We start from the raw sequence: 18,442 nt of genomic DNA, 5'->3' as shown, positions 1-18,442 counted from the left end.
ATGTTCGTCGAACACCTCCCCGACGACCGCGGGCAGGCGCACACCCTGGAGGCGTTCACGGCGGCGCTGCTCCTCGTCGCCGGCCTCATCTTCGCGACGCAGGCGACGGCCGTCACGCCGCTGTCCGCGAGCACGTCGAACCAGCACGTCGAGAATCAGGCGGCGATCGCCGCGCAGGACGTGTTGACGACGACCGGGGAAAGCGGGAACCTGCGGGCCGCGCTGCTGTACTACGAGGACGGCGAGTTCGTCGACAGCGGCGACGAGGCCGGCTACGCGGGGGTGCCGCCGGCGTCGCACCCGCTCCACGACCCGCTGACGGAGGCGTTCGGCGACCGTCAGATCGCCTTCGACATCGAGGTGGCTTTCCCCGAGGACGGCGGCAACCGGACGGGCGACGCCACCGTGGTCGACATGGGATCGCCGAGCGACAACGCGGCGACCGCGAGCGCCCGCGTGGCGCTGTACGCCGACGACCGACTGTTCGACGGCAGCGTCGACGATCCGGGCGACGCGACCTACTCCGGGCCGCGGCTCGCGAACGAGAGCGGACACGACTACTTCGCGCCGTCGGTCGGCGGGAGCGACACGCTGTACACGGTCGTGGAGGTGAAGATTACCGCATGGCAGATGTGAGTTTCCCCCGCAGGCGCGGGCACGAGAACGACGGCCCCGACCACGACGAGGACCGGGCGCAGATCATCCTGATCACCGGGCTCACGCTCGCCGTCCTCTTCGTCGCGGTGGTGCTCCTGTTGAACACCGTCATCTACACCGAGAACCTCGCGACTCGGGGTACGGACGCGGGGGGCGCGGAGGCGATCGAGTTCCGCGACGACGCCGTCGACGACCTCGCCGGGATCCTCCACCGCGAACACCGGAACGCGAGCGACGGCGACGTCCTCGACGACTTTGACGAGAGCGCGGGGACGTACGGTCGCACTGTCGCCGGTCTGCGGGCGCGCGACGGGGTGATCGCGAACGTGAGCGTGAACCGCTCCACCGTCGACCGGGGGTACTTCGTCGCCCAGAACGAGACCGAGAGCGGCTTCCGGAACATGACTGCCCCCGACGGCACGACGGCGAACTGGACGGTCGCCGGCGGGGTAACGCGGACGCGGAACTATCGGATGACCGTCGATCCCGACGACCTGTCGAGTTCGCCGGACCCGGTGTTCACGGTCGTTGCGGACGGCACGGACGGCGGCACCAACGAAACCTGGTCGGCGTCGCTGTCCGCGGGGTCGGGCGACAACCTGACCGTGACCGTGGACGACGGGGACGGATCCCCGGCGACCGAGTCGTTCGAGCCCGGACCGGGCGGGAACCACGCCGTTGACTTCACCGGCGGTACGGTCAACGGCGTGCCGTTCGACGCGCTCGTCTGGGCCGACGGAGTCCAGACGGGGTCCGACCCGTACGACCTGCGCTACGAGAACGGGACCGCGGCGACCGGGACCTACCACCTCGTCGTCGACGACCGCGACGGCGGCGCGAGCCCGGACCGCCCCTCCCGGCCGTACGTCGCCGACGCCGTCTACAGCGTCTACGTGGAACTCACCCACCGGACGCCGGAGCTGACCTACGGCGACGCCGTCCGGCTCGCGCCGGGTGAGCGCGATGCGTGACAGGCCGGGCGGGACGGACCGCGCCGTGTCGGTCACCGTCGGCTACGTCATGACGCTCGCGATATCGACGCTGCTGCTCTCCGGGCTGTTCGTGGCGGGCGGATCCTTCGTCGAGACGGAGCGCGAGCGCGCGGCACAGGGCGAACTCACCGTCGTCGGCGAGCGGATCGCGGCCGATCTAGGGACCGTCGATAGGGTCGTGTCGAGCGACTCACCGCCGCGCGAGAACCTGACGGTCGACCGACCGCTGACGCTCCCCGACAGGGTGTCGGGAACCGGCTATCGGATCCGGATCGAGGCGACAGGGGAGAACGGCACGATCGCACTGGAGAGCGAGCAGGCCGACGCGACCGTCGAAGTCCCGTTCCGCACGAGCGACGGGGTCGCGGTCGGAAATACCACCGTCGACGGCGGGGATCTCCTGATACGCTGGGACCCGGACGCCGAGGCGAACGGCTCAGTGGTGGTGAGCGAGCGATGAGCGGTCTCGATCGCGGCTCGGGTCCGCGGAGAGACGACCGGAAGTCCGGCCTCCGGAGAGACGACCGCGGCGTCAGCGAGACGATCGGGTTCGTCCTCGTGTTCGAGCTGATCGCGACGACGATCGCGGTCACGTTCACCGTCGGTCTCGGCGGGCTGGAGGACGCCCGGCTCGCCGAGCGCGACAACAACGTCGAGCGCGCGTTCGACGTCCTCCACGACAACGTTAACGACCTCAGCCGGGACGGCGCGCCGAGCAGGTCGACCGAACTCCGGCTCGGCGGCGGCTCTCTGACGACCGACGCGAGCTCCCGGCTAATCATCGAAAGTTCGACGAACAGGGAGCTGGAGAACGTGTCGGCAGCAGTCGTCTACCGCGGGGCCGGAGACACCGAGATCCGCTACGAGTACGGTGCCGTGATCCGGACTGACGGGGGCGGGAGCGTCATGATCCGGGAACCGGACCTGCTGTTCGGCGACAGGACGGTGTTCGGGTTCGTCGACCTGCGGCCGCGCGGAGACGCGACAGCCGGGGGCGAGAGAACGGTTCTCGTTCGCACGACCCTTGCGGACGACCGGTCCGTCTCTAACGCCGGCGAGTCCGCGAACCTCACCTTCGAGGGCTCAACCGTCGACGCGTGGGAGCGGTACTTCGAGGACCGGCGCGACGGGCGGGGGAGCGAGGTGATCGACGGTATCGACCGGACGGGTGACGAGCTTGTGGTTACGCTGAACGCGGACGAGCGTGTCGCCGTCCACCGAACGACGGTCGTCGTCCGGTTCTCCGACTGATCGCGGGAACGCCGTCGATCGCGACGGTCAGTCGCTCTCGATCCGGATATCCTGTGTCGACACGTGGAGGTACGTGATTGTCGGCACGCGTTCCACCTCGCCGAACACCTCGGCCGTCGCGAGCGCCTCGTCGTACCGAATTGTCAGGTCGAGACCGCTTAAATTGTCGTCATTGTCCTCGTCGCTTTCTGAATCACCGAGCGAGTTCACGACAAGCGCGCCCCGGATCGTGACCGCCCCCTCTGCGTCCTCGACCTCGGCGTTCGGCGCATAGATGGTTCCCGTGATGTCGACGGGGTCGTCAGACCCGTCGATCTCCATTTCGTCCGCGTTCGAGAACAGCCAGAACGCGTCGGCGGGCTCGTTCGGCCCGGTAGTGACGCTGACGCCGCCGTCGTCGGGGTCGTCATCGTCGCCCTCGCCGCCGATATCGATGTCGCCGTCGCCGTCGTCGTGGAACAACCGAAGCTCCGCTCCGGACCCGACGTCGACGTTCACGTCCCGCCTGAATGACACGTCGCCCCTCGCGTACAGCCGGACCGCGCCGTCGCCGATGACGGTGAGGTTCGCGGGACTGGCACTCTCACCGCCGAACGAGACGCCGCCGTCGACGAACAGGTCGATGTCGCCGTCGGTCGTGTCGAGCACGAGCTCACCGGACTCGACCTCGAGGTCGTCGAACTCGAACCCTGCCTGTCCACCGGCCGCCTCCAGCGTAAGGCTGCCCCCGTCCTCAATCGAGAGGTCGTTTTCGTTGTCGACGCCGAGCACGGCGTCCTCGACCCGGTACGACTCCGTCGTTCCGTCGACTTCGAGATCATCCCCGACCGTGGCGGGCTCCGTCACCGGCTCGTCGTCCTTCACCTCCGTCCAGTCCGAGTAGGTCACCGTCGACTCGTTGGCGTAGCGGTCGTCGTACTCGGAGAACGCCTGAAAGAGGTATCCGTCGACGGGAGTCGGGTCGTCGATCTCCGCGCCCTCGGTGACATTCTTTGTGACGATCCCGTGGTTCCCGTTTTTGAGTCCACTGGGACTCGGCTGGATGGAATCCTTAGCCAACAGACTTCCGTTGATCGTGATGTACTCCTCTTGGTTACCATTACCCTGGGGGCCGTCGATCGACCCGCCGACCGCGATGACGGCGTTGCCGGTGCGGTCGTTCGGCCCGGCGACGGCCGAGTCGTAGCTGTCGGCGGACAGCGAACCGATGGATTCGAGGTTGAACTTACTGTTTCCCAGCACGCCGAGGGACTGCGGGACGCCGTTGCCGATGAGTTCCGTCCGCAGGACTACCGTGACCGAATTGTCTCCGCGTTCGACGATCCGCGAGTCGGTTCGCGACTCGAAGAACGACGCCCATCCTCCGTGATAATCTCCCGTCACCGTGACCGTGACGTCGTCGACGACCGGGTTCCGCTCCACGTGGCCCTTCGGTGTCCCGTTGGCAGTGATCGTCAGGCGGTCGCTGTCGACCTCCGAGTCGTTTGCGACGGTGATCAATGGGATCGTGAGCGTCTCGCCGCGGTAGTGGAACTCCGGCTGCGAGACCATCGACGTGTGGTTCCCGTTGGACCGCCAGACCCCTCCGCCTTGATAGGCGACCTTCGTTCCGTCGTTCTCGTATACGAGCGCAGTCAGGCTCGCGTTGAGTATCTCCTCACCGGACTCGTTTTCGGCGACGATCATTCGACCGGCGTCGTCGTCGATCGACATCGTTCCCCGTCTCTCTCCGAACGAGACCCGCTGGCTCGGCGATTCCCCGTGCGCGACGAGGCTCGCCTTCGAGTCCATCTGCGTCATCGCTCCCTCGACGCGCTGGAGGTCCGCGGTCCGCTGGGAGTCGCCGAGCGCGGTCCCGCCGAGTGCGACCGTGGTGCCGACGACCGCGACCGTCAGCCCCAGCAGTAACACCGTCCCGAGCACCTCGCTCTGCGCGCGCTCACCCCCGAACATGGCGCGAGGTACGCCGGGCGCACGCATAAACGTAGACACCCGACTATCGCGGCTGAGATCTGGATGTGAAGCAGTGTTCGCGTCCAGAACACTCCACCGCACCCGAGGCGTCGACGGAGGGCCGCGCTCGGGGCGTCGATGGATGGTCCCGGTCGATCGATATTTCCTCGCGGCGCTCCTCTCCGGACTCGTGACCGAGCAACTGTACCTCGACGACGACTCCGTGACGGCGTTCGACGCGACGGTCGAGCGCGCCCTCTCGGACCCGCCGCGGGTCGTGCTCGACCGGACGCACTTCTACCCGACCGGCGGGGGCCAGCCCCACGACACGGGCGCGCTGCGAGCGGCCGACGGCGACCGCGTCTGGCGCGTGGTCGACGTCGAGAAGCGGGACACGGTGTACCACGCGCTCGGGACGGCCGAGGACGCGGACGGCGGCGACGGAGAGCCGCCAGAACTGCCCGAACCGGGCACGGCGGTGCGAGGCGAGATCGACGCCGACCGACGGGCGGCGCACTCGCGGTACCACACCGCACAGCACCTGCTCTCCGCCCTGCTGCTCGACGAGTTCGACGCGCGGACGACCGGCAACCAACTGTACGCCGACCGCGCGCGGCTCGACGCCGCCCACGACCGGTTCTCCGACGCGGACCTCGATCGGATCGAGACGCGGCTCAACGAACTCGTCGCCGACGCGCGTCCGGTGTCGAGCTACGCGATGGACCGCGAGCAAGCGGAGGCGACGCTCGACACCGAGCGGACGCGGATCGATCTCCTCCCCGACTCGATCGAAGAACTCCGGATCGTCGAGATCGCGGGGGAGAGCGAGGGCGACGAGCCGTACGACCGGACCGCCTGCGCGGGGACGCACGTCGAGAACACGGCCGACATCGGCGAGGTCGTCGTCACGGGCCGGGAGACGAAGGGCCCGGAGGAAGAGCGCGTGCGGTTCGCGCTCGCCGAGCACGTCGACGAGGACTGACCGACCCGCAGCGCCCGGAACGCGGCTCGTTCGCGATCCCGCCGCTTATATGCGATCCGCGGTAGGTTCGGGCATGAAGTTCTGCGACGAGTGCGGATCCATGATGAAATCCGGCGAGGGCGAAGACCACTGGGTGTGCGACTCCTGCGGCCACGAGATCGGGCGCGACGACGGCGACGACGAGTGGACGACCCAGTCACAGGTTGAGTCCGAGATCGTCGACGTGAGCGACGCCGAGGACAAGGGGCTGCCGACGACGACCGCGCAGTGCCCCGAGTGCGACAACGACCAGGCGTACTGGTACATGCAACAGATCCGGGCGGCCGACGAGTCAGAGACGCGCTTCTTCGTCTGTACCGAGTGCGAACACAAGTGGCGCGAAGACGACCACTGACCGGCGGTCCGTTTTAACTGTCCGCCCGGCGAACGACGCCCATGGAGCCCCCCGCCGTCCCCCGCGACCGCCTCGACGGCTGGACGCTCGTCGCGGAGACGACCGAGCGGCCGTTCGCCGCGGGACCGGTGTCGGTCACGGCGGCCACGACGCGGTACGAGCGCGAGACCCCGCCCCCGCGCCCGTTCTTCTTCGCGAGCCGACTCCGCCTCTCCCCGGACACCGGTCCGAACCCCGCCCTGACCCGACTCGTCGAGTCGCGAGCACGCGAGGGGTTCCGCGACCGCCTCGCCGACCGGGAGATCACGGGACTCGAACACCGCGACGACCGCTCGCTCGCGGTCGACGATCCGAAGGCGTCGCGCGCGACGCTCTCGACCTTCCACGGCCGCTGTACCGCCGACGGCGAGCGGGTCCCGGTGGAGGCGCTGCTCGCGGTGTGGAAGCGCGGCGAGTACCTGCTCGCGGGCGGCGCGTACCCGACCGGCGACGGGGTCGAGGCGACTCGGCAGGCGGTGCTGGCGCTGGTCCGCGGCGTCCGTCCGCCGGACCGCGACGGCGTCGGATCCGAGCGGTCGCGACGGTGAGTCAGCAGGCGGCCGCGCCGGCGGTCGAGTCGATCGGCGACCCGTCGTCCTCGTAGCCGGCGTCGCCGACCGCTCCCTCGAACATCGGCAGGCGAAGGTCGTAGGTGTACAACACGTCGAAGGCCGCGAACGGGTCGACGCCGTTCGCGATCGCCTCCCGGGCGGTCAGCCTGACGCCGGCCGCGAGCGTCACGATCGGCTCGCCGTCGAGCGACCCGGCGGTTTCGAGGCCGAACTCGTTGCCCGCGCCGGAGTCGGTCAGCACGGAGAGGTGGAGCACCGCCTCCATCGTCGCCCCGCCCTGGCCGCCGATGGATATCGGGTATCCCTCGCCGGTGAAACAGCGCGTTATCGGCCCGACCTCGCTCCCGTTCCCGTCGAGGCCCGGCCCGACGGTCGCTGGACCCTCCGAAACGGTCGACGCGTGGGTCGCCGACGCCGAGGCGCTCCCGGCGACCGCCCCGCCGCCGACGCCCGCGGCGACGAGCAGCAGCGCGAGTGCGAGGACGCCGACGCGGGCGCGGTGCGAGCGAGTCATCTGTCGTCCCTTCGGTCGCACTGTTTAAATGACCGCGGTCGTCGGTATCAGTCGAGAGAATCGTCGCCGAGCAGTCCCTCGACGAGCATCTCCGCGGACGCGACGTTCGTCGCCAGCGGCACGTCCTTCACGTCGCAGACCCGCAACAGCGCCGAGATGTCCGGCTCGTGCGCCTGCGCCGTCAGGGGGTCGCGGAGGAAAACGACCCCGTCGATCCGGTCGTTCGCTATCATCGCACCGATCTGGAGGTCGCCCCCGAGCGGCCCGGATGACTGCCTGTTGACCGCCAGCCCGGTCTCCTCGGAGATGCGTTTGCCGGTCGTCCCGGTGGTTACCAGTTCGCAGTCGTCGAGGGCGGCCGCGTGTGCCTCGACGAACGCGACCATCTCGTCTTTCAGTTCGTCGTGCGCGATGAGCGCGATGCGCATACGTGGCGGTCGCCGCGGCGTCGCTTAAGTACTGCCCTCGCCGCGACCGTCGCTCTCACACCGGCCTTCGAGCCAGTCGAACTGGGCGGAGCGCTCCGCCCGGCGCTGTCGCTCGATCATAGCGGCGTCGAGGAGGTCGCCGACGAGTTCCAGCGTCAGTTCGATCGACGCGGGACCCACGTCGTTCGCCACGCGCACCGTCTCCCCGTCGACCGCGACCTCGTCGAACCCCGCCGACCGGACGAGCGGCTCCACGTTACGCACCGCGTCGCGGACGGTCTCCGGCGACGCGCGCGACCGCCGAGGACTCGACGAGCCGACCGGCCGCGAGCGCGGCGACGCCGACGGGGTGGCCGACCTCCTCGACGGCGCGGTGGCGGTGGTCGACGCCGTGTAGCTCCGTCTGCGTGAACATCGTCGCGAGCTGGTACAGCGCCCCGTAGACGGTCGTGAGCACCGCGCCGAAGACGGCGAGGGCGACGTGAGCGCCGCGGACCCCCGCGTGAGAGTCGCCGAGACCCGCGAGGAACCCGGAGCCGGGATCGGCGGCGAGCAGGACGCCTCTCCCCTCCTGCTGTCGCCGAAGATGGTCGCGCCGCCGTCAGCGCGCGGGAGTCGCCGCCGCACCCCCGCCGAACCGCGCGGGATTAAGTCCGTCCGGTAATCAGATCGTCCCATGCCACGCGACCGAGAGACCGCGTCCTCCGGCGTCCGGGCCCTCCGGGACGCCGCGGAGGTGCCGTAGATGGGCGGGCGAACCGATGATCCCCGAGCGATCGGCGTCGACGTCGGCGGCACGTTCACCGACGTGGCGCTCTCGCTCGGCGGCGACCTCGTCACCGCGAAGGTGCCGAGCACCGAGGACCAGAGCGAGGGAGTCGTCGCGGGGATCGAGAAGGCCTGCGAGGCGGCCGGCATCGACCCCGAGAGCGTCACGGAGTTCTCCCACGCGATGACCGTCTCCGTCAACGCGCTGCTGGAGAACGACGGCGCGCGGACCGCGCTCGTGACGACCGAGGGATTCCGAGACGTGCTCGAGATCGGCCGGCAGACCCGCCCGTCGCTGTACGACCTCGACGCCGAGAAGCCGACGCCGCTCGTTCCCAGACGACGCCGGTTCGAGGTGGCCGAGCGCGCGACCGCCGACGGGATCGAGCGCCCGGTCGACGACGGGGACGTCGAGGCGCTCGTCGCCGACCTCCGCGAGGCGGACGTCGAGTCCGTCGCGGTCTGCCTCCTCCACGCCTACGCCAGCCCGGAGAACGAGCGGCGGGTCGCGGCGGGGCTGCGCGAGGCGCTCGACGTGCCCGTGTCGGCCTCCCGCGAGGTCCTGCCGGAGTTCCGCGAGTACGAGCGCACCTCGACGACGGTCGTCGACGCGTACGTCCGGCCGGCGATCGACGGCTACGTCGGCCGCCTCACCGAGCGGGCGCGGGACCTCGGCCTCCCGCGGCCGCGGATCATGCAGGCCAACGGCGGCGTCACCGACGCCGAGACCGTCAGGCGGAACGCCGTGACGACCGTCCTCTCGGGGCCCGCGGCGGGGGTCGTGGGCGCGAGCGCCGCGGCGGCGACCGACGCGGACCGCGAGGGGCTGGTCACCTTCGACATGGGCGGCACCTCCAGCGACGTGAGCCTCGTCCGCGACGGCGAGGTCGAGCGGACCACGGAGGCCGTGATCGCCGACCGGCCGATCGGGACGCCGATGGTCGACGTCGAGACGGTGGGGGCCGGCGGCGGGTCGATCGCGTGGGTCGACGCCGGCGGCGCGCTCCGGATCGGGCCGCGCTCGGCCGGTGCCGACCCCGGTCCCGCCTGCTACGGCAAGGGCGGCACGGAGCCGACCGTCACGGACGCGGACCTCGTCTTAGGCTACGTCGGGGCGGACACCGACCTCGGCGGGGACCTCTCGCTCGACGCGGGGGCCGCCCGCGACGCGCTCGCCGACCTCGCCGACGAAGCGGGGATGGACGGGCCGGTCGCGGCCGCGCTGGGCGTCCACCGCGTCGCGAACGCCGACATGAGCCGCGCGATCCGCTCGGTCACCGTCGAGCGCGGCCACGACCCCCGGGCGTTCGGGCTCGTCGCGTTCGGCGGTGCCGGGCCGATGCACGCCGTGTCGATCGCGGACGGGCTCGACATCGACCGCGTCGTCGTCCCCCACGCGTCCGGCGTCCTGTCGGCGTACGGGCTGCTCGCGGCCGACGAGACCCGCGACGCGGTGCGGACGCGACAGGGCCCGCTCGCCGAGGTCGACGCCGAGTCGGTCGACGACGTGTACGGGGACCTGACCGACCGGCTGCTGGGCGAGGTCAGCGACCCGGACGCGGCGCGGGTGGAGTACGCCGCGGACCTCCGGTACGCCGGGCAGAGCTTCGAACTCACCGTCGACGTCGAGCGGCCGTTCGACCCGGCGGCGGCCGGCGAGCGGTTCGCGGCGGCCCACGAGTCGGCGTACGGCTACCGCGCGGACGAACCGGTCGAACTCGTGAACTGTCGCGCGACGGCGACGGTCCCGCGGAGCGCGCCCGCGATCGAGTCCGTCGGCGGCGGCGACGCAGAACCGCGGACCATCCGCGAGGCGGTGTTCTCCGAGGGGACCCGCGAGACCCCCGTCTACGACCGCGAGCGGTTCCCGGCGGACGAGGCGGTGGCGGGGCCGGCGGTGGTTGAGGGCGCGGAGAGCACGGTCGTCGTGCCGCCGGGATGGGGCGTGCGACTGCGCGGCGACGGCGCGCTGGTCGCGGAGGTGAGCGACGCGTGAGCGAGGCCGACCTCGACCCGGTCACGCTTGAGATCCTCCGCAACCAACTGGAGAGCGTCGCGGCCGAGATGGGTCACGTGCTGATCCGCGGGGCGTACTCGCCGAACATCAAGGAGCGACAGGACTGCTCGACGGCGCTGTTCGACGCCGACGGCCGGATGGTCGCGCAGGCGGAACACATCCCGGTCCACCTCGGCGCGATGCCCGACGCGGTCGCCGTCGTCTTGGAGGAGGACCCGAAGCCGGGCGACGTGTTCGTCGTCAACGACCCGTTCGCCGGGGGGACGCACCTCCCGGACGTAACGCTTGTCTCGCCGATCGCGCCCGACGGCGAGGTCGTCGGCTTCGCGGTGTCGCGCGCGCACCACGCCGACGTCGGCGGCAGCGCCCCGGGGAGCATGCCGCCCGGCGCGCGGGAGATCTACGAGGAGGGGCTGCGCCTCCCGGCGGTCCGCCTCGTCGACGGCGGCGAGCCGAACGAGGCCGTCCGCGAGTTGATCCTCGCCAACGTCCGGACCCCGGACGAGCGGGAGGCGGACCTCCGGGCGCAGCGGGCCGCGAACGCGCGCGCCGAGGAGCGGGTCGGCGAACTGCTCGACGAGCACGGCGCGACGCTGCTCGACGCGTTCGACGCCGTCATCGACTACTCCCGCGAGCGCGTCGAGAGCGAGATCGCCGACCTGCCCGACGGCACCTACCGCGCCGCCGACGTCCTCGAAGGCGACGGCGTGACGGACGCGGACGTCCCCGTCGAGGTCGCGGTCACCGTCGACGGGTCCGGGATCGACGTCGACTTCGCCGGGACGGCCGACCAGGTGGACGGCAACCTGAACGCGCCGTTCTCGGTCGCCAAGAGCGCGGTGTACTTCGTCGTCCGCGCGGTCACCGACCCGGAGATCCCGCCGAACCACGGCTGCTACGAGCCGGTGTCGATCTCCGCCCCGGAGGGGTCGCTGCTCGACCCGCGCCCGCCGGCCGCGGTCGTCGGCGGGAACGTCGAGACGAGCCAGCGCGTCACGGACGTCGCCCTCGCCGCGCTCGCCGAGGCGGTCCCCGAGGAGATCCCCGCGGGCGGACAGGGGACGATGAACAACCTGATCGTCGGCGACCGCGACGGCGAGTTCACCTACTACGAGACAATCGCCGGCGGGTTCGGCGGCCGGCCGACAAAAGACGGGATGGACGGCGTTCAGGTCGGGATGACGAACACGCTCAACACGCCGGTCGAGGCGCTGGAGACGGCGTACCCGCTCCGCGTCGAGCGGTACGCGCTGCGCCCGTCGAGCGGCGGTGACGGCCGGTATCGCGGCGGTCTCGGCCTCGAACGGACCGTCACCGTCGAGACGGACGCGACCGTCTCGCTGCTGACCGAGCGGCGGCGGACCGCCCCGCGGGGGCTCGCCGGCGGCGAGGACGGGGCAATGGGGAAGAACCTGATCGACGGCGAACCGGTCCCGGCGAAGGCGTCGGTCGACGTACCGGCCGGGACGACCGTCTCGATCCTGACGCCCGGCGGCGGCGGGCACGGCGACCCAGCCGAGCGCGACCCGGACGCCGCGGAGCGGGACCGCCGCGACGGGAAAGTCGAGGACTGACGGCACGGGTATCTCAAAGCGAGCTCGACGGCGCGGGTCCGGCAGAACAGATTCGGCGAAAATGCGGCCGCCCCGGTCAGTTCACTTGAACCGGAACGTCTCCAGGTTCTTCGGCGCGAACGTCCGCATGTTGTAGTCGTGGTACAGCGACGAGGAGAGGTCCTGAACGGAGCTCTCGTCGCCGTGGACGCACAGCACCTTCTCCGGGCGCGGGTTCATCGTCTTCACGAAGTTCTCTAACCCCTGCCGGTCGGCGTGGCCGGAGAAGCCGTCGACGACCTCGGTCCCCATCTCCAGCGTGAGTGTGTCGCCGCGGCTTCCGCCGCCCCAGCCGTCGACCGGAATCTCGTCCCAACCGTTCTGGATCCGGCGGCCGAGCGTCCCCTGCGCCTGATAGCCGACGAACACGAGGTTCGAGTCCGGGTCGGGGCCGATGTGGCGGAGCCACGACATGATCGGCCCGCCCTCGATCATCCCCGAGGTGGAGATGACGATACACTCGTCGCCGTCGGCGACGTCCTGTCGCTCGTCCTCGCCGGCGTCGATGTGGTTGAACTGGTCGGCGAGGAACGGGTTCTCGTCCTCGTGGAAGATGCGGTCGCGGAGGTCGTCGCGGAGGTACTCGGGGTAGGTCGTGTGGATCGCGGTCGCCTCCCAGATCATCCCGTCGAGGTGGACCGGCATCTCCGGGATCTCGCCCTCTCGCATCGCCTCCTCCAAGACGAGCATGATCTCCTGTGAACGCCCCACGGCGAACGCCGGGATGACGACCTTCCCGCCCTGTTCGTAGGTCTCGTTGATGACCTCCTTGAGCGCCTCTTCGGAGTCCTCCTGGTCGGTCTGGTAGTCGTTGCGGCCGCCGTAGGTGGACTCTAACACGAGCGTCTCGACGCGCGGGAAGTCGTTGACCGCGCCGTTGAACAGCCGGGTGTCCTCGTAGTGGATGTCGCCCGAGAACGCGACGTTATAGAGGCCGTCGCCGATGTGGAAGTGCGTGACGGCGCTGCCGAGGATGTGACCCGCGTTGTGGAACGTGAGCTTCACGTCCGGGGCCACGTCGGTCACGTCGCCGTACTCCAGCGGGATGGTGTGTTTGATCGCCTCGCGGACCTGCGCGGACTCGTACGGGGGCGTCCGGCCGTCCTTCGCCGCGACGTCGAGGTAGTCGAGCGTGAGCAGGCCCATCAGGTCGCGGGTCGGCTCCGTCGTGTAGATCGGGCCGTCGTAGCCGTACTTGAAGAGGAGCGGGACCAGCGCCGAGTGGTCGAGGTGGGCGTGCGTGAGGATGACCGCGTCGAGCGTCGCCGCGCCCGCCCCGAGCGCCTCGGGGACCTGAAGGTACGGGACCTCGCCCTCCGCGCCGGGCTTGTCGCCGCAGTCGATGAGGATCCGGGTCTCAGGCGTCGAGAGGATGAAGGCCGCGCGGCCGACCTCGCGACAGCAGCCGAGCGTCGTGATCCGGACCCACTCGTCGTCGGACATCTCCTCGCGGTGGATCTGGCGGCCGACGCGTTCGAGGATGTCGCGGCGCTCCTCGCGCTCGTTCTTCAGGAAGCCGCGCACGTTCGAGACGGTGGAGGACTCTATCGGCGGCGTCCGAACGACCTCGGGGGTCCAGCCGACCTCCTGGGTTATCTCGCGGAGCGTCGAGCCGCGGCGGCCGATCACCATCCCCGGCTTCTCGGCCTCGATGACGACCTCGCCGGTGTCCTCGTGGAAGTCGAGGTCCGTCACCCCGGCGTCGTCCGGGATCACCTCGCGGACCTCCTCTTCGGCCCGCGCGGGCGGGGAGAGGGCGCTCGGGTCCGGGCGGACCGTGATCCGCTTGCGGAGCTTCGAGGCGAGCCGCCGGATCAGGTCGCCGTCACCCGCGAATCGCTTGGGGTCGCGCGTGTACACGACCAGCTCCGGGCCCTCGTATTTGACATCTGTGACCGTGATGTCGTTCGGAATCTCCTGTTCGATCTCCGATTTCAACGTATCGAGTTGCTTATCGACTTGACTCATATCTCACTGCGGGTCGTCGGGGCCGTCGTCGTCGAATCGCGTCGCGCGTCGCGCGGCGACTCGCCGCCGATCGGTCGACCGTGACGGGGTAGGCATAGTGGAAGTACTGTCCGTACTGGTTCCGTACGCGGGAACAGCCAGCGAAAACCCGCTTGGTTCACGCTACTGCCCCGCCGTTATAAAAGCCTTCGCAAAGGGCAAGCACCCGGCGGCCGAACGCGGCGCATGCGCGTCACGCCGCAGACGGTCCGCGACGAACGCGACTGGGTCCGCGACCGCGCCGACGTGGTCGTCCCGATCCTCAACGACACCCGCGACCGGCTCGGCCGGCTCTTCGAGACGAGCGTCGACGCCGTGTCGCCCGCGGTGTACCGCCGCGAGGTCGACGCCGTCTTCGCCGACGGCGAGGTCGCGGTCAACGTCGCTGCCTACGTCGCGCTCCTGCGCGACCTCGACGTGACGGGCGACTACGCCGGATTCGTCGTCGACGAGGTACTCGGCCGCGAACTGGCGGCGACGGTCGCCGGCGGGCGGCCGCTCTCGCTGCTCGCGCAGGCGACGTTCCACGTCGCGGACCTCCACGTCCACCGCGACGCCGCGGCGGAGGCGGACGAACGGGGAGCCGGGACGGCCGGGGCGGACGACCTCGACGCGGCGCTCGCGGCGGGGTTCCAGACGAGACTTCCGGGCTGGGACTGGCGAGAGGGAGAGAGCCCCTTTGCGGTCGACCCCGACGGCTTCGAGGAGTGAGTCCGTCGCGTCGCGGTCCCTCTACGAGGTGAAGTTCCTGACGAACCCGTACGCCTTGTCCACCAGCGCGTCCGGGAGGAACCGGGCGAGGACGCCGACGCGGGCGACCGTCCCGGGCTGGACGCGCGCCGGCGGCTGCGTCGCGCTCGCGGCGTCGTAGATGGCGTTCGCGACGAGCTCCGGCTCGACCGAGCCGGGGCCGTCGCCGCCGATCAGCTGCGCGTCCTCGAACATCGCGTAGAACTCGTCGTAGGCGTCGGTCCGCTCGATCCCCTCGCGCTCCTCGGGGTCGGCCTCCGCCTCCGCGCGCTTCGAGAAGTTCGTCTTCACCGGGCCGGGCTCGACGACGACCACGTCGATGCCGAGGTCCGCGACCTCGTTGCGCAGCGCGTCGGACATCGCTTCGAGGGCGAACTTCGACCCGCTGTACACGCCGCCGCCGGGAATGGACACCCGCCCCGCGACCGACGAGACGTTGACGATGGTCCCGTCGCGCTCGCGGCGCATCGCGGGCAGCACCGCCCGGATCAACCGGTGCGGGCCGTACACGTTGACATCGAACTGGTCGTGGACCCGGTCGGTGGTGACGTCCTCGATCGGTCCGAACTGGCCGTAGCCGGCGTTGTTGATCAGGGCGTCGATCGCTCCCTCCTCGTCTAGGATCCGGTCGACGACGCGGTCGACGTCGCCCTGGTCGGTCACGTCGAGCGTGGCGAGCTCACAGCCCGCCTCGCCGAGCGCCTCGACGTCCGCGGGGTTCCGCGCGGTCGCGTACACGGTCCACCCCTCGTCGAGGAACGCGTGCGCCGCGGCGCGGCCGATACCCGAGGAACAGCCGGTGATGAGTACCGTCTTCTGCACGCGTCGTCGGTCGGTCCCCGACGGCATAACTCTCCCGACCGACCGCGTCGCTCGCGGGCCGCGGGGTCGTCGAATAAGATCCGGAACGGGGCGGCGACCTCCCGCCGTCGTCCGCGTCGCTACTCCTCGTCGTCGCCGCTCTCGTCCGCCTCGTCGTCGTCCGCGGGGAGCAGGTCCCGCTCGTCAAGGACCGCCTCGATCTCGTCGACGGGGCGCTCCGCGTACTGCTCGTCGTCGACGGTGATCGTGGCGACGCCGACGCCGTCGGGCGTCAGCTCGCCGTCGTTCGACTGCGCGAGTGTGTCGAGCGCGAGCCCGACGGCCTCGTCGGTCGAGAGGCCCTCCTCGTACTCCTCCTCGAGGTAGTCGCGGAGGTCGCTGCGGTCCGAGCCGATCGACAGCGCCTGCCACTCGTAGGGCGTGCCGGACGGGTCGGTCTCGAACAGGCGCGGCTCGCCGTTCTCGATGCCGCCGACGATGAGCGCGACGCCGAACGGGCGCGCGCCGCCGACCTGCGTGTACTGCTGGATGTGGTCGGTGATGTTCTTCGTCAGCGTCTCGATGCCGACCGGCTCGCCGTAGCGGAGCTGATTCACCTGCGCCTGCCGGCGGGCGAAGTCGATGAGCTGGCGCGCGTCGGCGACGTGGCCGGCGCTCGCGACGCCGACGTGGTCGTCGGCCTTGTGGAGCTTCTCGATGCTCTCCGGCTCCATGAGAGGGGAGCGGGCGCGCTTGTCCGCCGCGAGGACGACTCCGTCCTCGGCGCGGATGCCGACGCTCGCCGTCCCTCGCTTCACCGCCTCCCGGGCGTACTCGACCTGGTAGAGTCGACCGTCCGGTGAGAAGATGGTGATGCCGCGGTCGTACGCCTGTTGTTGGGATTGGCCCTGCATGATATCACTCGATGTCGAACGTCGTCGCGCCGACGCGACCCGACTCGACCCGCAGGTCGCACGCGTCGCCGCGCACGACCGCGGCCCGTTCGGCGCTCCCGAACGCGACGTCTCGCTGTGTCGAACTGGGGTTCGCGCGACCCATATATCTTTCCTCACAGGCACGCACCGTCCCCGAAATCCCCCTGACGAGGATCCCGACCGGCTCGCCGTCGACCTCGCTCACGCAGGCGATCGCGGCGCGCGCGTCGTCGACGTGGCCGTGTCTGACGCGGACGACGGCCTCGCCGGTCCCGTCCGCGTGCGAGAACGACAGCAGCGTGAGGTCGGCGTCGGCGCTCCCGGCGTCGCCGAGGAGGTTGCCGGCGCTGTACCACAGCGCGCGCTGGAACGCGCGCCGACCGATCTCGGCGTCGGACCACGACTCGATCCCGACCGCGAGGTACCGCCACCGCGGCCGCAGGTGCTTCGGGAGGTGTTTCACGGGGCGATCACGCCGGGAGGTCCCGGATCCGCTCGGCGACGATCACCGCCACCTGGTCGTGGACGCGCTCGACGGCGGTCACCGCGAACCCCTCGTCGGTGAAGGCCTCGACCAGCGTGCCGACCGTCGCCGGGTCGTCGACCTCCGGGCTGTAAAAGGGCGCGTCCGGGTCCGGCTCCTCGAAGAACGCCACGTCGCCGAGGACGATCCGGCGCGCGCCCGTCGCCGCCATCACGCCGATCGCCTCGCGCTTCTCGTCGTCCGCGAGGTGGTGGAGCGCGAAGTTCGAGGTGACGACGTCGACCCGCTGGTCCGGCTCCAGCCCGGGCTCGCGGAACTCGCCGTACGCGAACTCGACGTTGTCGAGGCCCCGCTCGGCCGCCTTCCGGCGGCCCTCCTCCATCATCCCCTCGCTGATGTCGCGGGCGAGGACGCGCTCGGCGTCCTCGGCCAGCGCGAGCGCGATCGCTCCGGTCCCCGCGCCCAGATCGAGGACGACGTCGTCCGGCTCCGGCGCGGCGTGGTCGATCACCAGCCCGGCGCACGCGTGGTACTCGTCGCTCTTCGAGTCGTCGTACTCGGCCGCCTTCTCGGAGAACCGCTCGGCGTGTTCCTCAACCGTCTTCTTCATACCTGCCACGTCGGACCCCCGGCTCTATGAAGCCCTCGGAGCGGCGCTCCCGGTTGCGCTCGGCGAGATCCGCCCACGCCCGCAGCCCCTCGCGGACGGCCTCGGCGTCGAATCCGGTTGCCTCGCCGACGGCGACCAGCTCGCGGGGCGCTCGGAGCCCGAGGTGCGAGCCTGCGTTCGCGCTGACGACGTAGGGCGCGTCGTAGTGGGCGACGATCTCGCGGAGCTTCCGGAGGTCGCCGAGCGCCCGGACGCGCTTCCCGCCCGTCGCGCGGAGCGCCGGCCCGAAGTCGAACTCGACGCGGACGCCGTTGTCGCGCGCCGCCTTCGCGAGGACGTGGTTGACGTCGCCGCCGCCGGCCATCGGCCGGACGAGGACGTCGACGCGCTCCTGCTCGACCGCGAACCGGTTCAGGGCGTCGTCCCCGCCGACGACGCAGACCACGGTCCGGTCCGAGCGGTGGTTCCCGACCGCGCCCGAGGCGCTCGTCGGGTCGTCGGCGTCGATCTCCACCGCGTCGACGACGTCGATCCCGTACTCCTCGCGGATCGCCGCCGGGTCGCGGACGGGGCTCTCGTGGCCGCCATCGTCGTCTTCCGCACCGCCGTCGCGATCGGGTCCCCCGGCGTCGAGCGCGTCCCGCGTCCGCACCACGATCCCGTCGTAGCCGTGCC

20 protein-coding genes and 1 pseudogene are annotated in these 18,442 nt (G+C 70.7%); 10 read left to right on the top strand and 11 right to left on the bottom strand.

Annotation, left to right across the window (positions count from 1 at the left end):
- Genes C472_RS11170 through C472_RS11155 form a run of 4 tightly spaced genes read left to right on the top strand, consistent with a single transcriptional unit; the run spans position 1 to position 2,900 of the window.
- Positions 1-636: a DUF7288 family protein gene (locus tag C472_RS11170; RefSeq protein ID WP_006629946.1), complete on the top strand. Its 636-nt coding sequence runs from the start codon at positions 1-3 to the stop codon at positions 634-636.
- Complete coding sequence (locus C472_RS11165; RefSeq protein WP_193788348.1) at positions 624-1,628, top strand: DUF7261 family protein; 1,005 nt, start codon at positions 624-626, stop codon at positions 1,626-1,628. The genes C472_RS11170 and C472_RS11165 overlap by 13 nt, the downstream gene beginning before the upstream one ends.
- Positions 1,621-2,109: a DUF7266 family protein gene (locus C472_RS11160; protein ID WP_049906546.1), complete on the top strand. Its 489-nt coding sequence runs from the start codon at positions 1,621-1,623 to the stop codon at positions 2,107-2,109. The genes C472_RS11165 and C472_RS11160 overlap by 8 nt, the downstream gene beginning before the upstream one ends.
- Entirely contained in the window at positions 2,106-2,900 is a 795-nt protein-coding gene (locus tag C472_RS11155) for a DUF7289 family protein (protein ID WP_006629943.1), read from the top strand. The genes C472_RS11160 and C472_RS11155 overlap by 4 nt, the downstream gene beginning before the upstream one ends.
- Before the next feature lie 27 nt (positions 2,901-2,927).
- On the opposite strand, the gene C472_RS11150 is transcribed toward C472_RS11155, so the two are convergent.
- Positions 2,928-4,853 carry a DUF7289 family protein gene (locus C472_RS11150; RefSeq protein WP_006629942.1) on the bottom strand — a complete coding sequence of 642 codons (1,926 nt, stop codon included), beginning with the start codon at positions 4,851-4,853 and terminating at the stop codon, positions 2,928-2,930.
- A gap of 190 nt (positions 4,854-5,043) precedes the next feature.
- Between C472_RS11150 and C472_RS11145 the strand changes: the two genes are divergently transcribed.
- From C472_RS11145 to C472_RS11135, 3 genes are all read left to right on the top strand, one after another.
- A complete protein-coding gene (locus C472_RS11145; protein WP_049906565.1) occupies positions 5,044-5,835 on the top strand; it encodes an alanyl-tRNA editing protein in 792 nt (263 codons plus the stop codon).
- A 73-nt stretch (positions 5,836-5,908) separates the two neighbouring features.
- Positions 5,909-6,229, top strand: a complete 321-nt coding sequence (locus C472_RS11140; protein WP_006629940.1) for a transcription factor S — start codon at positions 5,909-5,911, stop codon at positions 6,227-6,229.
- A gap of 41 nt (positions 6,230-6,270) precedes the next feature.
- On the top strand, positions 6,271-6,816 hold the full coding sequence (locus C472_RS11135) for a DUF6517 family protein (protein ID WP_006629939.1): 546 nt from the start codon (positions 6,271-6,273) through the stop codon (positions 6,814-6,816).
- 1 nt (position 6,817) lies between these two features.
- On the opposite strand, the gene C472_RS11130 is transcribed toward C472_RS11135, so the two are convergent.
- From C472_RS11130 to C472_RS16380, 4 genes and pseudogenes are all read right to left on the bottom strand, one after another.
- Complete coding sequence (locus tag C472_RS11130) at positions 6,818-7,354, bottom strand: DUF7332 family protein (protein WP_006629938.1); 537 nt, start codon at positions 7,352-7,354, stop codon at positions 6,818-6,820.
- A 47-nt stretch (positions 7,355-7,401) separates the two neighbouring features.
- On the bottom strand, positions 7,402-7,782 hold the full coding sequence (locus C472_RS11125) for a methylglyoxal synthase (protein ID WP_006629937.1): 381 nt from the start codon (positions 7,780-7,782) through the stop codon (positions 7,402-7,404).
- Positions 7,783-7,806: 24 nt separating this feature from the next.
- On the bottom strand, positions 7,807-8,037 hold the full coding sequence (locus C472_RS11120; protein WP_006629936.1) for a hypothetical protein: 231 nt from the start codon (positions 8,035-8,037) through the stop codon (positions 7,807-7,809).
- 31 nt (positions 8,038-8,068) lie between these two features.
- Positions 8,069-8,350, bottom strand: a pseudogene (locus C472_RS16380) (hypothetical protein); the annotation flags it as partial.
- 177 nt (positions 8,351-8,527) lie between these two features.
- Here C472_RS16380 and C472_RS11110 point away from each other — a divergent pair.
- The gene (locus C472_RS11110) at positions 8,528-10,546 is read left to right on the top strand and encodes a hydantoinase/oxoprolinase family protein (RefSeq protein WP_006629933.1); all 2,019 of its coding nucleotides are present in this window, start codon (positions 8,528-8,530) and stop codon (positions 10,544-10,546) included.
- The gene (locus tag C472_RS11105) at positions 10,543-12,141 is read left to right on the top strand and encodes a hydantoinase B/oxoprolinase family protein (protein ID WP_006629932.1); all 1,599 of its coding nucleotides are present in this window, start codon (positions 10,543-10,545) and stop codon (positions 12,139-12,141) included. The genes C472_RS11110 and C472_RS11105 overlap by 4 nt, the downstream gene beginning before the upstream one ends.
- A gap of 81 nt (positions 12,142-12,222) precedes the next feature.
- On the opposite strand, the gene C472_RS11100 is transcribed toward C472_RS11105, so the two are convergent.
- Entirely contained in the window at positions 12,223-14,148 is a 1,926-nt protein-coding gene (locus tag C472_RS11100) for a beta-CASP ribonuclease aCPSF1 (protein ID WP_006629931.1), read from the bottom strand.
- Between the two features lie 225 nt (positions 14,149-14,373).
- Between C472_RS11100 and C472_RS11095 the strand changes: the two genes are divergently transcribed.
- Positions 14,374-14,898, top strand: coding sequence for a hypothetical protein (locus C472_RS11095; RefSeq protein ID WP_006629930.1), 525 nt, complete (start codon positions 14,374-14,376; stop codon positions 14,896-14,898).
- A 21-nt stretch (positions 14,899-14,919) separates the two neighbouring features.
- Here the strand turns inward: C472_RS11095 and C472_RS11090 are convergent, their stop codons facing one another.
- From C472_RS11090 to C472_RS11070, 5 genes are all read right to left on the bottom strand, one after another.
- Positions 14,920-15,786 (bottom strand): SDR family oxidoreductase, encoded by an 867-nt coding sequence (locus C472_RS11090; RefSeq protein WP_006629929.1) that lies wholly within the window; start codon positions 15,784-15,786, stop codon positions 14,920-14,922.
- 92 nt (positions 15,787-15,878) lie between these two features.
- The gene (gene psmA, locus C472_RS11085; protein WP_006629928.1) at positions 15,879-16,652 is read right to left on the bottom strand and encodes an archaeal proteasome endopeptidase complex subunit alpha; all 774 of its coding nucleotides are present in this window, start codon (positions 16,650-16,652) and stop codon (positions 15,879-15,881) included.
- A gap of 4 nt (positions 16,653-16,656) precedes the next feature.
- Complete coding sequence (locus C472_RS11080; RefSeq protein WP_006629927.1) at positions 16,657-17,136, bottom strand: Rpp14/Pop5 family protein; 480 nt, start codon at positions 17,134-17,136, stop codon at positions 16,657-16,659.
- 7 nt (positions 17,137-17,143) lie between these two features.
- Positions 17,144-17,767 (bottom strand): class I SAM-dependent methyltransferase, encoded by a 624-nt coding sequence (locus C472_RS11075; protein WP_006629926.1) that lies wholly within the window; start codon positions 17,765-17,767, stop codon positions 17,144-17,146.
- Positions 17,751-18,442: RNase P subunit p30 family protein (locus tag C472_RS11070; RefSeq protein ID WP_006629925.1), on the bottom strand; the 692-nt coding region annotated here is incomplete at its 5' end. The genes C472_RS11070 and C472_RS11075, both read right to left, overlap by 17 nt.

The organism is Halorubrum tebenquichense DSM 14210 (assembly GCF_000337415.1).
Taxonomy (GTDB): domain Archaea; phylum Halobacteriota; class Halobacteria; order Halobacteriales; family Haloferacaceae; genus Halorubrum; species Halorubrum tebenquichense.
This window is presented reverse-complemented; position numbering and strand designations above follow the sequence as displayed.